The sequence below is a fragment of the Cohnella sp. genome, assembly GCF_041640265.1.
Lineage (GTDB): Bacteria > Bacillota > Bacilli > Paenibacillales > Paenibacillaceae > Cohnella.
On sequence record NZ_JBEQAP010000012.1, the window covers coordinates 63,246 to 76,317 of the forward strand.

A 13,072-nucleotide genomic window follows, 5' to 3' on the forward strand; every position below is an offset into this window, starting at 1 on the left:
GCTTAATTTCTAACCAAGCCTACAATATCATTATAGGTCACTACAATCATGAGTAACATAAGCATGGCAAACCCGACGAAATGAACCATGCTTTCCCGATTAGGATCAATTGGCCTTCCCCTTACAGCCTCCAAGCCAAGGAACAATAAGCGGCTGCCATCTAATGCAGGTATCGGCAATAGATTAAAGATACCGAGGTATAAGCTTAGAATAGCTGCCCACATCGACAGCTCGGCAATACCGCGTTGAGCTATTTCTAAAGTAACTTGGGTTGTTTTGACCGGACCGCCTAAATCATCGAGTTTGAACTGTCCAAAGATTAACTTGCGGAACCCCTCGAATATTCGATTGGTCCATTCTTTCATACTGATACCCGCGTAACCAATGGTTTCGCTTACGGTTGGATTTCTCATTTCCCCGCTAGGATAAACCCCAATCTTGCCGGTTGTCTCGTCCGGCGTGACTTGAATGGGAATCTCCACGCCGTCACGTTCAACAACCAAATTCATCTGCTTCCCTTTGGATGCATTAATATTCTCGACGAATTTGTTAAGATCACCGCCAATGGTTTTTCCGTTAATGGATTTCACCCAGTCGCCCTTAACTAGCCCCGCTTGCTCAGCGATTGATCCCGGTACAGTTTCAACAAATATTTTGCTGGAAGTTTCCGACGGCACTCCCTGCAGCATTAAAGCTAAACCAAACAGCACAAATGCCAGCAAGAAGTTCATGACAGGACCTGCTACAATGGCAAGTGCTCTTTTGCTCACTGGTTTATGGCCAAATTGACGATCCAATGGAGCAATCTGCGTATCTCTTCCCCTTGCAACAATTAACGCCTGAGGATGAACAGAGTATTTCTCAATCTCTCCATCAACGTCTAAGGTAATAAACAGATCCTTTTCTAGATCAATAGCCTTTACCTCACCACGTATGACGTTGGCACGTTCATCTAGACGATCTAGGTATAACCTTGTTACAACCTCGTTCTTGACCCGAAGCGCAAGCGTCTGCCCAGGCTGCACTTCTATAATTTCAGGATCTTCACCAGCCATCCTTACGAATCCTCCGATAGGAAGTAATCTAAGGGTGTAGCGGGTTTCTCCTCGTTTAATGGAGAATAGCTTAGGTCCAAATCCGATCGCAAACTCTCGCACCAGTATACCCGCTCTGCGAGCAAAGTAATAATGTCCCCATTCATGTAATGACACCAATAGGAAAAACATCAGAACGGTTAATAATACATTCTGTATGGCTTGCATCATTTTCCAACCCCTTTGTACCGCGAACGGCTGTCCTTAGATTAACATTATTCTCCGAGCCGTTACAAGAGAATACCTCTTCGTTCATTATTGCAAAGAAGACGCTTCCCGCCTTGCCCATGCATCCGTCTCCAGGATGGCTTCTAAGCTCGGAAGCATAGTTGCGGTATGGCTTGAAAGCACTCTTTCGATGATCGTTTCAATGGTGAGGAAAGTGATTTCTCCCTTGAGAAACCTAGATACCGCTATTTCATTAGCGGCATTAAATACCGTCGTCGCCGTTCCGCCTAATCTCCCTGCATCGTATGCAAGTCTCAGACAAGGATATCGTTTAAAATCCATTTCACGGAAATTCAGCGTTGCTTGTTTAAGTAAATCTAGCGATGATGCCGGAGAAGGTGTACGCTCTGGATAAGAAAGGGCATATTGAATCGGGACACGCATATCCGGATTGCCGAGTTGCGCTATCACGCTTGTATCGATAAATTCAACCATCGAATGTACAATGCTCTCCGGATGAATAACTACATCGATTTGATCATAGGGGAGACCAAACAACCAATGCGCCTCAATCACTTCAAGCCCTTTGTTAGCCATCGTCGCTGAATCAATCGTAATCTTGGCGCCCATGCTCCAATTAGGGTGTTTGAGTGCATCCTCAACCGTAACATTATTCAGCTGCTCCCGAGTACGGTCACGGAAGCTCCCTCCCGAAGCGGTAAGCATAATTCGCTTGACGGTTCTAGGGTTTTCTCCGTTAAGGCATTGGAATATGGCTGAATGCTCACTGTCCACGGGTAGAATAGCAATACCCTTGTCCTTAGCTCTCTGCATGACCAGATGACCTGCGGTAACCAAAGATTCTTTATTGGCAAGCCCGATATCCGCTCCTGCCTCGATTGCCGCTAGCGTAGATGTTAGCCCTAAGCTTCCCACCAAAGCGCAAACCACATAGTCAGCACCGGAATGTCCTGCGATTTCCGTTAATCCTGCTTCTCCGTATACAACACGTACGCCTGCGGGCACTTGGGAACTGATCTGATCTGCTAACTCTTTGGTGGCCGCAGAAACCCATTCGGGTCGAAATTTCCGAGCCTGTTCCAGCAAAAGAGAAACATTGTTTCCCGCAGCCAAACCGATAACCTGGTAGTTATCCGGTTGGCGAGATATGACATCAAGCGTTTGCATGCCAATAGAGCCAGTACTCCCTAGCACCGCTATCTTTTTCATGGGAAACCTCCACTAGCGAGTTATGTATGATTATTGTTTTTACAACAACAGTCCAAGCATATGGACCAAAGGGAATACGATCAGCCAGCTGTCCGTCCGGTCCAATACGCCTCCATGGCCCGGCAGCAATTGTCCGGAATCCTTAATATTACGGAAGCGCTTGTAAGCAGACTGGACTAAATCGCCTAGCTGACCCGCTACTGCTGCTGTCAAGCCGATAAACAACGCTTGTCCATACGCAAGCCATTCCGGACGGAAGTAAGCAAAGACGAGCGCAGTAATAATTGCGACAGCTAAGCCGCCAAAAGCTCCTTCTATCGTTTTGTTCGGGCTTATTGACGGCCACAGCTTCGTCTTGCCGATGGCTTTCCCAACGAAGTAAGCTCCGGCATCCGATGCCCAGATACAGGCGAAAGTAAGAGCAGACCAGAATATTCCATGCGGGAGTTCTCTTGTAATTGCCATATAGTGGAATCCCAATCCAACATATACAGCCCCCAGCAACATAACACCTGCATGCTCTAAGTTAATACGATTTTTAGTGAATACAGTTCCGCACAAAAGCACAAGCATCAACAGCCAGATAACCGTTGTAGAAGCTGGCATCTCCCATTCGAATGGCAATTGTGGGAGTGAAATCAGTGTAACCGCAACAAATCCTAGAAGCACGTCTATGCGTTTCCAAGATTGCTTATTTAGTCGCGCAAACTCCCAGTAGCCAATAAGCGCTAATAGCAGGAGCAGTACGGAATAATACCAACCGCCTGCGATAAGTAACCCGATAAACCCCGCCCCGGCAATTATACCCGTAACTAAACGTTGACCCATGATATCATAGCCCCCCGTAACGGCGCGCACGCCGTTGATATTCACGGATGGCATCGAATAAATGTTGTTCGCTGAATTCCGGCCAATAAACATCGGTGAACCAGAATTCGCTATAAGCGAGTTGCCAAAGCATGAAATTGCTTAACCGCAATTCTCCGCTTGTACGAATGAGCAAGTCGGGATCTGGAAGCCCGCTAGAGAGCAGCAACCGTTCGAAATCCGCTTCTTCAATCGCATCTGGCTGTATAATCCCGGCTGCCGCTTGTCGTGCCAGCTCTTTAGCTGCGTCTACCATCTCTATTCGACTGCCATAATTCAGAGCAAAATTAAGGATTAGACCTGTATTGTCCTTAGTCTTACGTACCGCTTCTTCGACTGCAGCCAGTGTATGATCCGGTAACAGTTCTCTATTACCCATCATTCGAACCTGTACATTATTCTCTACAAGCTCATCAAGCTCCAACGACAAAAATTCCTGCGGCAGCTTCATCAGGAATTCCACTTCCGCCTTTGGTCTCTTCCAGTTTTCCGTGGAAAAGGCGTATAAAGTCAACACTTTAACGCCGACCCGATCGGCGGCTTTCGTTATGCGTTTGACTGTCTTCATCCCATTATGATGTCCTGCAATGCGGGGCAAACCTCTTGCTTTGGCCCAGCGGCCGTTCCCATCCATAATGATTGCCACATGACGAGGTATGTTTTCCCCTGTGGGTTCGTTTTCTGTTTTCACCTGCTCACGCTTCAAGTCGTTTTCTGAGAAAACCCCAAAGCGAAGCTTACCGAGCCATCTGCTGAAGATACTCATGGTTCTTCCCCCTAAGTGCGAGCAAACTCGCACAATCACCAAAAGAGAATAAACCCCACCTGACGGAGGGGTCTTGCAAGCAAAATCAAACTTCCATGATTTCTTTTTCTTTTGCAACCAAGATTTTGTCCACTTCAGCGACATAACGATCCGTCATTTTCTGGACATCCTCTTGATGGCGGCGCGATTCATCCTCGGAGATCTCGCCTTTTTCTTTTTTCTTGATCTCGTCATTCGCATCGCGGCGAATATTTCGAACGGCGACCTTCGCTTCTTCACCGAATTTCTTGGTTGATTTCGCAAGATCCATACGTCTTTCTTCGGTAAGAGGAGGTATGTTGAGTCTAATGATAGTACCATCATTAGCGGGAGTCAGACCAAGGTCTGATTTCTGGATCGCTTTCTCAATAGCAGCTAAAGCGGTTTTGTCCCAAGGCGTAATAATCAGTGTACGGGAATCCGGCGTGTTAATCGAACCCATCTGATTGATCGGTGTTGGTGTACCATAATAGTCTACTTGAATACGATCCAGCATGGCAGCCGATGCACGACCCGCTCTTAAAGTAGTTAAGTCGCGCTTCAAAGCTCCCATTGCTTTTTCCATACGCTCTTCTGCGTCTTTTTTAATTTCTTGAGGCATCAGTCGATACTCCCCTTTACTATGGTGCCGATCTTATCACCCATTACGGCACGTTTAATGTTTCCTTTCTCGGTAATTGCAAATACGAGAAGCGGAATATTGTTATCCATGCAAAGCGAGGATGCGGTTGAATCCATAACACCAAGGTTTTTGTTAAGTACATCCATGTAAGTAAGCTGCTCATACTTCTCAGCAGTCGAATCCTTAAAAGGATCTGCACTGTAAACGCCGTCCACTTTGTTCTTAGCCATAAGAATGACCTCGGCTTCAATCTCGGCGGCTCTGAGTGCAGCAGTCGTATCTGTAGAAAAGAAAGGATTGCCCGTACCTGCAGCGAAGATAACAACACGGCCCTTCTCCAGATGTCGGATTGCCCGACGACGAATATAAGGCTCTGCGATTTGCTGCATGGCAATAGAGGTTTGCACTCTAGTGGGTACTTCCATTTGTTCAAGCGCGTCTTGTAAGGCTAACGAATTCATTACCGTAGCTAGCATACCCATATAGTCCGCAGTCGCACGATCAATACCCTTCTGGCTCCCCGCAATACCCCGCCAGATATTACCGCCGCCACATACAATTGCAATTTCCACGCCAAGTTCAATAACCTCTTTGATTTGCTCGGCAATCGACAAGATGGTCGTTGCGTCGATGCCGTATCCATTCGGTCCAGATAACGACTCGCCGCTCACCTTTAATACCACACGTTTATAAACAGGACGTTCCAACGTTTGTACCTCCACCCAAGTCTTAAGTTTAAAAAATAGGGAACACACTGTGCTCCCTAGATTCGTTATTATTATTGTTTAACTTGAGCCATAACCTCTTCGACGAAGTTGTCGACTTTCTTTTCTAGGCCTTCGCCAAGCTCATAACGGACAAATCTACGGATGGAAATTTTTTCACCGATTGCAGAGATCTTCTCGTTAAGCAATGTTGTGATGGTTTTGTCTTGATCCTTCACGAACACTTGCTCCATAAGGCAGTTTTCCTCATAGTATTTGTTCATACGGCCTTCAACCATTTTATCAACGATTTTCTCCGGCTTGCCTTCATTCAAGGCTTGGTTGCGAAGAATTTCTTTTTCTTTGTCAAGCTCGTCTTGAGAAACTTCTTCACGGGTCAGGAATTTCGGATTAGCAGCCGCGATTTGCATGGCAATGTCCTTCACGAAAGAACGGAATTGATCTGTTTTTCCTACGAAGTCAGTCTCACAGTTAACTTCTACAAGAACTCCGATACGTCCGCCTGCATGAATGTACGATTCAACAACGCCTTCAGTAGCGATACGATCGCCTTTTTTGGCTGCTGCTGCTAGGCCCTTCTCACGAAGAAGCTCGCCTGCTTTCGTTAGGTCGCCGCCTGCTTCCTCCAAAGCTTTCTTACAATCCAGCATGCCTGCTCCGGTTCTCTCACGAAGTGATTTAACATCTGCTGCACTTACTGCCATGTAGACTCCTCCTATAATTGTGCTCCCTTAGGCGCATGCCCTCGTGGTAAGCAAATTGTATTTTTTCTGAAAAAAAGGGCGGTGAGAAGGTTCTCTTCTGACCACCCTTTGATTGTTTCCTTATGAAGGCAAGGGCGATTAAGCCGTAGTTTCTTCACCTTGGCGCGTTTCAACGATTGCATCTGCCATCTTAGCAGTAAGAAGCTTAACAGCACGAATTGCATCATCGTTACCTGGGATTACATAATCGATCTCGTCTGGATCACAGTTTGTATCTACGATACCCACAATTGGAATGCCCAACTTGCGTGCTTCCGCTACTGCGATACGCTCTTTACGAGGATCGATAATGAATAGAGCATCTGGCAATCTACGCATGTTCTTAATACCGCCGAGGAATTTCTCGAGACGCTCTTTCTCCTTGCGAAGAATGATAACCTCTTTCTTAGGCAGCACTTCGAAAGTTCCATCTTGCTCCCATTTGTCCAATTGGTGCAAACGATCAGTACGTTTTTGGATTGTAGAGAAGTTTGTCAATGTACCGCCCAACCAACGTTGGTTGATGTAGTATTGACCACTGCGCTCAGCTTCCTCTTTAACGGAATCTTGCGCTTGTTTCTTTGTTCCTACGAACAGCATCGTTCCGCCGTTCTCTCCAAGCTGACGCACGAAGTTGTATGCCTCGTCTACTTTTTTAACCGTTTTTTGCAAATCGATAATGTAAATTCCGTTACGTTCAGTAAAGATGTACTTATCCATCTTCGGGTTCCAACGACGTGTTTGGTGACCGAAGTGTACCCCTGCTTCGAGCAGTTGCTTCATGGAAATGACTGCCATCTTCCTGCACCTCCTAGTGGTTTTTGGTGAATCTCCGCCGCTCTTCGCCTTTTTCGCCAAAACTCCCTCGTTTAACACAAGATGAGCACCGTTGACGAAATTGAAAAGCGTGTGTTTTTTACACCAGAAAATAATATACCATATTGGGTTCTTACACGCAATGACTAATTGACGATATACTCTCGGATTCCAAGAAAAACGTAAATTAATCTTCTTTCGTACGGGTTAGCTCATCCATAATTTGTTTATAGGTCGAATTTTCCTTGAAAATAGACGTACCCACACTCAGCTTTTTGGATATGGACCATGCTTTTGTGACAAAATCATCTGCATCTTCAATGACGCCTAGAACCTGCAGCTTATCCGCAACTTCAGTTAAGTTCATTTTATAAGGAATATATATTGTGACTTCTCTATGGCCTTTTGAGCCAGCAGCAGGCTTGCTGGAATCTGCTGTCTCGGAAGGAGTAGGCGAGTTTTCGGCATCATTGGTTTCTAGGGGAGAAAGCTTTAGATCTCCCTGCGTTTCGTCGATCTTAGCAGACTCGTCATTCGATGCTTCCTCTAATGCAGCTGTAACAGCTTCATCCACCTTAGCTTCCAATTGGTCCGTTGTAAGTAGAACTAGACCTGATTTCTTGGCGGTTTCATCTAACTGCTCCCGTGTTAACGATTGTTCTTCAACCATTACCGATTGGTCCTTGGCCATTAGGATCACCTGCAGCATCGATGCACCGATTATTAGTCCAACCCCAAGTCCCATTAACCAACTGCGATATTTACGCATGCTGCTGTTCCTCCCGACGCACGAGCTGCAAAATCAATTGCACCTCTCCTTTGTTCATCCCCATTGCTTTGGCAATTTGTTCAACTGATCTACCTTTATCATGCAGCTCTAACAGCTCTGAATATCTGCTGCGAATGGTCGGCGGCGGTATTGCGATATCCTCATGCATAACCGGATCGGAGGAGGGGGTATGTATGATGGAGGATGCTGCGGCTGTCTCTGTAATAATCTTCTCAGAGGAGGTTGTCTCAGAGGTTTCTAAATCTAAAGTCTCGGATCGCGAGGATGTTGCGGAAGCAGGAGCTTGCTCCAGCCACTTTATCATCTGTTGCTCCATATCAACGATTCGACGTCCTAGTTTCTCGACTGTTTCGTCCTGTTCCCGTTTGAACTTGGCAACTGCATCGACAAGCTCCCGGTTTTCGGTTTCCAAATCTTCGAGAAGTCGATCATAGGCAGCTTCGCTGACAAATTCAGTTTCCTTGCTTTTGCCGCTAGCCTTTGGGATCATCCACGCATAACCGGTAATGGCTACTCCTAGTAACACTATACTTAACCACGGACTTGGACTCACGATAAAACTCCTCTCGTGCCAGATCAACCTATGAAGTCAATATGCCTTCCTTTATACGGGTGCTCCGGTATGCTATTTTGTTCCTGTTCATGGGGCTGCTTCTTCTTATCACGTGATGGAGATTGTTTGTTCTGATTGCGCGGATCTTGCTCTGAGATCGTGCCGTTAGATGTCGATTCTGCTTTTACGCTTCGCTTTGCATCATGCTCTGCTGTTTTCATCGCTTGTTGTCCCAGTAAGGATTGCTCCGTTGCTGAACGTTGCTGCTGTTGGTGCTGCAACGGCGACATCTCTAAAGTACGAGGGAGGGATGTCTGCAAGTCGATTGATTTGTAGCTCATGATTGCTCACCTCATGTCAAGTTTAGAACGAACATCATAACCCCTTAACCTCATCTACCCGATAAAAGGAATCATAATAATATCCCCATCGGAGAAACGGAGGGATACTCTCTGACAGCTATCCTTCACGAAGCGCGTATACCTTCCAATTACAACCTTTGTCCCGCCCCATAAGGTATGAATTGCATCTACACGGGCCAGCGTTGCATCTTCCAGCGTTTTCTCGATTTCGAGCACTCGCTCCTTAGCCGTCTTCAGTTCCTCAATCGTTTGCCGTTTGGTTGCTGAAAACTTGATTCGAAGAGCCAGCTTATCAGGTGATAATTGTCCGACGGAAGCCAGCTGGTCAAGCATGGTGAGTGCTTTGTCGGATTTGTCTATATTTTCAGCTAATTGACGAATGGTTGCTCTGAGGTCATTAAACTCATGGCGCAGCTCAGGGTTAACACCGACCTCAATGACGGTTGCGGTTGACATTGAGTTTCCGATCATTCTCGCGGTAACGCGCTCTCCTGCTTGAATCAAACCTCCAACAATTAAACCCTTAGCCCCTGCACATTGGACGGATTTCCCTGCTCGAACATTAGAATGCATGATGCTTTGAGCTACGATTATGTCCTCGCTCGCATAAACATTACCTTCTTGAATGAAGGAGCATTTTACATTCCGTCCTGCTTTTACAAAACCTTTGTTACTTCCAATTACGCCTCCGGAAATTTCGATCGAGCCTTCCGACTCTACCTCGGCGCCTTCGATCCCGCCTGTTACCCGAATATCTCCTGAGGCCTTAACGCGAAAACCCGTGAGAATATTGCCGCGGATGACAACCGTCCCAACGAAATCGATGTTGCCGATTTTATAATCCACATCACCGTTTACTTCATAGACGGGAAAGACGTTTAGCTTTTCTTTGTCGGTTTTAGTTACCAAACCATCTATCGCCGCATACATGGCCGTTTTCTCTGGGTTAACAACGACATTTTTCCCAACCTTAAAATGTGCTTCTTTCCCGTCCCTTGGCAAGATGTCTTCGCCAGTGACAGCTTTACCTGGATTGCCAGGCTCTGGAGGCACTCTCTCGGCAATGAGTTGACCCGATTTTACATTAGCCAATTGAGTAACTTGTTTATAGTCTACGCTGCCGTCCTCTCTTACCACTGGACGACGATCTTGCTCCTCCGACTCACCGAAGAGGACATTAACAAAGCCATCTTTCCCATGCTGCGGAGCAGTCCCTAAAGCAATAATGTTTTGTGTGAAGAAAAAATCTTGGGGTGTTTGGGCAATTAAATAGAGAGTGTCAGTTTGCAGACCATATTTAATTCCTTGAGAGTGCAGATAATGCTCCAGTTCACGAGTATTAAGCTTAAAATTGCCTTCGACACGCCTGAAAATTAAGAATGCCTGCATCTTATCTTCAGAAATTGTGACCTGTAAGCTTTCTGCTAATGACAAACTCTCAATTTCAGCCATAATTATTCCCCCCCCTTGTTTATCGGTAATGCAGTAATTGATCCTTCTGTTTGGCTAGAGCACCTCTAAGCCTTAAAATCGCTTTTGAATGAAGCTGCGAAATACGTGATGGAGACAAGGACATAACCTCAGCAATCTCGCTTAAAGAAAGGTCTTCGTAATAAAATAAGGAAACAACGGTACGTTCCTTCTCCGTTAATTTCTGAATCCCGAGCACTAAGGAGTCCTTCAAGAAGGTCTCATGAACCTTAGATTCCGGATTCACCGCTTTATCATCAACTAGCAAAGAAAGCCTTGTCTCTGATTCCTCGTCGCGGAGCGGATCCTCAAGAGAAAAAACCGCGGATAGGGCAACATCCTGAAGCATTTGTTGAAACTCTTTATCGCTAATATTCAAATAGTCGCATATTTCGTCATCTGAAGCAGACCGTAAATTTCTCTGTTCCAGAACGGCGTATGCGTCCTCCATTTTTTTCGCTTTATCACGTACTGATCGAGGAACCCAGTCTCCCTGCCGAAGACCATCAATAATAGCCCCGCGGATTCTCCAAGAGGCATAGGTTTCAAATTGCAGCCCTCTGAGGTAATCAAACTTCTCAATAGCATCGATTAAGCCCATAGCGCCATTGCTCGCTAAATCGTCCTTTGTTACATTTTTCGGTAAGCCAACAGCCATTCGACTGGATACATAATCCACAAGTGGTAAATATCGCTCGATCAGAAGCTTTCGTGCATCCGGATCCTCGTCCTCTTTCCAACGTTGCCATAAGTCCTGATGGGATAACCGGGAACGTATTTGATCGACCATAGTTGCTTCACCATCCTTAATCGTCCGTCAAACGACGAATCGCCTGAACTACTTCCTCCGGATCGGGATTGTCGATTGATACCAATCGTTTGGGCTGCAGGGGCTGAAAGCCTTTAACGTGCTTCGCTTTCCCACCCGCCCATTGTTCCTTCATCATTTCAGATAAAGAATCTTCTTCATCCGGGGTCGTTAAATCGAGTACTGCACCGCGCTCTTCTTCTGGGATTAAATCTTCATGCGCGGGACCTCCAGGAACTACTAACTGTCCCAATACAAACCTTACTGCAAATGCAAGAGAAACAAACACAAGAAACGCATAGATACTCCGAAGCAGAGTCGTTCCAATAGGATTATTCGATAGAGAAAACAAGAAGGTTAATAATGCGCCGAACGCGCCGAATCCGACATTTAAGCGCCAGGAACCAATCATCTTATATCTCCTTTAATCCAAACTGCACACTACGAATGCTGAATATTCCGGTTAAGCTGTCCAATTCTACCGTTCTCCCGTAATTACCCCCGGTATCTTCGGAAAGAAGTGGGATCGAGAAATATTCTAATGCTAGTTTTGCGGCTTCTACATTACGAGGACCAATACGCATCGTATCCGATCCCCCCATAAAAGCAAACATCTGAGCGCCGCCTGCCATTTTTGCGATTACGCGTTCCTTAACCGCACCTTTGTCTTTCATTCTTTGCAGGAGCTCCGGGACAGCTGTATCTGCATATTTGGCAATATTCAATTGCCCTTCACGAGCAATTTCGGAGGAAGGCAGCATAATGTGTGCCATTCCACCGAGACGAAGCACAGGATCAAACAAGGTCAACCCCACGCATGAACCCAAGCCCGTTGTTTTGAGCACCGCACCGCCTTCGGCGATATTCAAATCAGCCATCCCTACCTTGATGAGGGTGCCCTCAGCCATTAGATCGGCACTCCCAACGCACGGAAAAGCTTATCGAACGACTCTGGATCCGGAATAAGGAAGAAGTGACCTTCTGCCTCATCATTACCTTCAAGAAAAGTCGTATCGATTAGAAGGGCATCATCGCCCATCGTGCCGAATTGAAGTAGTCCATAACTTAGAATTGCTCCTGCCATATCTACAGCCAGTGAAGGAACAGTAGGTGACATATGAAGTCCTGTAAAGTCAGCGAGGGAAGACAAATAGGAACCAGCTAGAATATTACCGATTTCACTAAGAGCGGACAATTCCAACTCGTTATAGTCATCGTTCCCGGCAGCATCGAACCCAAGTAATCCTTGTAATAAACGCCTTGCTTGTTCCCGTGTGATGATAAAGAACATGTTGCCGGGAGCATCGCCATCAACTCTTAGGAAGATAGCAATAACGACAGCTTCAGATCCGCCAACCTGATCTGCAATTTGTTCAAAGGGAATGAAGCTGACCGTAGGTACTGCCATATCTACTGGCTTATTTAGCAAGGTAGATAACGCAGTTGCTGCATTTCCTGCACCAATGTTGCCGACTTCCCGAAGGACATCCATCTTAAATTCAGGGTCATTCTTAAAGAGGCTCACTGATTATTCTCCAAACTGTTCTAGCTGAATGATTTCGTTGCGGTTTAGAACTTCGACCAGATTAAGCAAGATAAGAAGGCGATTATCGCCAATCTTAGCTACACCGCTCAAATATTTCGCTTTAATTCCGCCAAGTACCTCAGGAGGGTTCTCGATGGCGTCACTCATGACATCCATAACGTCATTAGCAGAATCAACGATAAAGCCTACCTCTAAATCATTGGCAGCAACGATAACTATCCGGGAATTATCAGTGAGATCTGTTTCCGGAAGACCGAATCTGCCTCGCAAATCGATAACGGGAATAACGATTCCTCTTAGGTTAATGACACCTTTAACGAAATCCGGTGTTTTTGGTACTCGGGTAATTGGACACATCCGCTCAATTGTACGAATTCTGTCCACCTCTATACCATACTCTTCATGCGCAAGCGTGAAGACAATCACTTTCAATTCCTCTGCCATGGAATACAACCTCCTTAAGAGTCCGGTAT

17 protein-coding genes are annotated in these 13,072 nt (G+C 46.1%); all 17 read right to left on the reverse strand.

Annotation, left to right across the window (positions count from 1 at the left end):
- Positions 1 to 2: 2 nt before the first annotated feature.
- The 17 genes from rseP to ACESLK_RS11450 all read right to left on the reverse strand — a co-directional run bounded on the left by rseP (position 3) and on the right by ACESLK_RS11450 (position 13,043).
- Positions 3 to 1,262, reverse strand: a complete 1,260-nt coding sequence (gene rseP, locus ACESLK_RS11370; RefSeq protein ID WP_373229631.1) for an RIP metalloprotease RseP — start codon at positions 1,260 to 1,262, stop codon at positions 3 to 5.
- A gap of 87 nt (positions 1,263 to 1,349) precedes the next feature.
- On the reverse strand, positions 1,350 to 2,492 hold the full coding sequence (locus ACESLK_RS11375) for a 1-deoxy-D-xylulose-5-phosphate reductoisomerase (protein WP_373229555.1): 1,143 nt from the start codon (positions 2,490 to 2,492) through the stop codon (positions 1,350 to 1,352).
- Between the two features lie 39 nt (positions 2,493 to 2,531).
- Positions 2,532 to 3,320 carry a phosphatidate cytidylyltransferase gene (locus tag ACESLK_RS11380; protein WP_373229556.1) on the reverse strand — a complete coding sequence of 263 codons (789 nt, stop codon included), beginning with the start codon at positions 3,318 to 3,320 and terminating at the stop codon, positions 2,532 to 2,534.
- A 4-nt stretch (positions 3,321 to 3,324) separates the two neighbouring features.
- Complete coding sequence (locus ACESLK_RS11385; RefSeq protein ID WP_373229557.1) at positions 3,325 to 4,125, reverse strand: undecaprenyl pyrophosphate synthase; 801 nt, start codon at positions 4,123 to 4,125, stop codon at positions 3,325 to 3,327.
- An 85-nt stretch (positions 4,126 to 4,210) separates the two neighbouring features.
- Complete coding sequence (gene frr, locus ACESLK_RS11390) at positions 4,211 to 4,765, reverse strand: ribosome recycling factor (protein WP_373229558.1); 555 nt, start codon at positions 4,763 to 4,765, stop codon at positions 4,211 to 4,213.
- Positions 4,765 to 5,493: a UMP kinase gene (gene pyrH / locus ACESLK_RS11395; protein WP_373229559.1), complete on the reverse strand. Its 729-nt coding sequence runs from the start codon at positions 5,491 to 5,493 to the stop codon at positions 4,765 to 4,767. Before pyrH ends, frr begins: the two co-directional genes overlap by 1 nt.
- 71 nt (positions 5,494 to 5,564) lie before the next feature.
- Positions 5,565 to 6,215, reverse strand: a complete 651-nt coding sequence (gene tsf, locus ACESLK_RS11400) for a translation elongation factor Ts (RefSeq protein ID WP_373229560.1) — start codon at positions 6,213 to 6,215, stop codon at positions 5,565 to 5,567.
- 138 nt (positions 6,216 to 6,353) lie between these two features.
- Positions 6,354 to 7,052, reverse strand: a complete 699-nt coding sequence (rpsB, locus tag ACESLK_RS11405) for a 30S ribosomal protein S2 (protein WP_373229561.1) — start codon at positions 7,050 to 7,052, stop codon at positions 6,354 to 6,356.
- A gap of 205 nt (positions 7,053 to 7,257) precedes the next feature.
- Positions 7,258 to 7,839 carry a hypothetical protein gene (locus ACESLK_RS11410; protein WP_373229563.1) on the reverse strand — a complete coding sequence of 194 codons (582 nt, stop codon included), beginning with the start codon at positions 7,837 to 7,839 and terminating at the stop codon, positions 7,258 to 7,260.
- Entirely contained in the window at positions 7,832 to 8,413 is a 582-nt protein-coding gene (locus ACESLK_RS11415) for a hypothetical protein (RefSeq protein ID WP_373229564.1), read from the reverse strand. Before ACESLK_RS11415 ends, ACESLK_RS11410 begins: the two co-directional genes overlap by 8 nt.
- A gap of 23 nt (positions 8,414 to 8,436) precedes the next feature.
- Positions 8,437 to 8,754: a hypothetical protein gene (locus tag ACESLK_RS11420; protein WP_373229565.1), complete on the reverse strand. Its 318-nt coding sequence runs from the start codon at positions 8,752 to 8,754 to the stop codon at positions 8,437 to 8,439.
- A 54-nt stretch (positions 8,755 to 8,808) separates the two neighbouring features.
- Positions 8,809 to 10,227 (reverse strand): flagellar assembly protein A, encoded by a 1,419-nt coding sequence (locus ACESLK_RS11425; protein WP_373229566.1) that lies wholly within the window; start codon positions 10,225 to 10,227, stop codon positions 8,809 to 8,811.
- 19 nt (positions 10,228 to 10,246) lie between these two features.
- Positions 10,247 to 11,035, reverse strand: a complete 789-nt coding sequence (locus ACESLK_RS11430) for a FliA/WhiG family RNA polymerase sigma factor (RefSeq protein ID WP_373229567.1) — start codon at positions 11,033 to 11,035, stop codon at positions 10,247 to 10,249.
- A 16-nt stretch (positions 11,036 to 11,051) separates the two neighbouring features.
- Positions 11,052 to 11,465, reverse strand: coding sequence for a hypothetical protein (locus tag ACESLK_RS11435; RefSeq protein WP_373229568.1), 414 nt, complete (start codon positions 11,463 to 11,465; stop codon positions 11,052 to 11,054).
- Position 11,466: 1 nt separating this feature from the next.
- Positions 11,467 to 11,961, reverse strand: a complete 495-nt coding sequence (locus tag ACESLK_RS11440; protein ID WP_373229570.1) for a chemotaxis protein CheD — start codon at positions 11,959 to 11,961, stop codon at positions 11,467 to 11,469.
- Positions 11,961 to 12,545, reverse strand: a complete 585-nt coding sequence (locus ACESLK_RS11445) for a chemotaxis protein CheC (RefSeq protein WP_373229632.1) — start codon at positions 12,543 to 12,545, stop codon at positions 11,961 to 11,963. The genes ACESLK_RS11440 and ACESLK_RS11445 overlap by 1 nt, the downstream gene beginning before the upstream one ends.
- 36 nt (positions 12,546 to 12,581) lie before the next feature.
- Complete coding sequence (locus ACESLK_RS11450; RefSeq protein WP_373229571.1) at positions 12,582 to 13,043, reverse strand: chemotaxis protein CheW; 462 nt, start codon at positions 13,041 to 13,043, stop codon at positions 12,582 to 12,584.
- Between the last annotated feature and the right edge of the window lie 29 nt (positions 13,044 to 13,072).

Excerpts from the sequence above, each read along its gene's own strand:
- rseP (WP_373229631.1), bottom strand. The coding sequence starts at position 1,262 with ATGCAAGCCATACAGAATGTATTATTAACCGTTCTGATGTTTTTCCTA.
- ACESLK_RS11375 (WP_373229555.1), bottom strand. The coding sequence starts at position 2,492 with ATGAAAAAGATAGCGGTGCTAGGGAGTACTGGCTCTATTGGCATGCAA.
- ACESLK_RS11380 (WP_373229556.1), bottom strand. The coding sequence starts at position 3,320 with ATGGGTCAACGTTTAGTTACGGGTATAATTGCCGGGGCGGGGTTTATC.
- ACESLK_RS11385 (WP_373229557.1), bottom strand. The coding sequence starts at position 4,125 with ATGAGTATCTTCAGCAGATGGCTCGGTAAGCTTCGCTTTGGGGTTTTC.
- frr (WP_373229558.1), bottom strand. The coding sequence starts at position 4,765 with ATGCCTCAAGAAATTAAAAAAGACGCAGAAGAGCGTATGGAAAAAGCA.
- tsf (WP_373229560.1), bottom strand. The coding sequence starts at position 6,215 with ATGGCAGTAAGTGCAGCAGATGTTAAATCACTTCGTGAGAGAACCGGA.
- rpsB (WP_373229561.1), bottom strand. The coding sequence starts at position 7,052 with ATGGCAGTCATTTCCATGAAGCAACTGCTCGAAGCAGGGGTACACTTC.
- ACESLK_RS11410 (WP_373229563.1), bottom strand. The coding sequence starts at position 7,839 with ATGCGTAAATATCGCAGTTGGTTAATGGGACTTGGGGTTGGACTAATA.
- ACESLK_RS11420 (WP_373229565.1), bottom strand. The coding sequence starts at position 8,754 with ATGAGCTACAAATCAATCGACTTGCAGACATCCCTCCCTCGTACTTTA.
- ACESLK_RS11425 (WP_373229566.1), bottom strand. The coding sequence starts at position 10,227 with ATGGCTGAAATTGAGAGTTTGTCATTAGCAGAAAGCTTACAGGTCACA.
- ACESLK_RS11430 (WP_373229567.1), bottom strand. The coding sequence starts at position 11,035 with ATGGTCGATCAAATACGTTCCCGGTTATCCCATCAGGACTTATGGCAA.
- ACESLK_RS11435 (WP_373229568.1), bottom strand. The coding sequence starts at position 11,465 with ATGATTGGTTCCTGGCGCTTAAATGTCGGATTCGGCGCGTTCGGCGCA.
- ACESLK_RS11440 (WP_373229570.1), bottom strand. The coding sequence starts at position 11,961 with ATGGCTGAGGGCACCCTCATCAAGGTAGGGATGGCTGATTTGAATATC.
- ACESLK_RS11445 (WP_373229632.1), bottom strand. The coding sequence starts at position 12,545 with ATGGATGTCCTTCGGGAAGTCGGCAACATTGGTGCAGGAAATGCAGCA.
- ACESLK_RS11450 (WP_373229571.1), bottom strand. The coding sequence starts at position 13,043 with ATGGCAGAGGAATTGAAAGTGATTGTCTTCACGCTTGCGCATGAAGAG.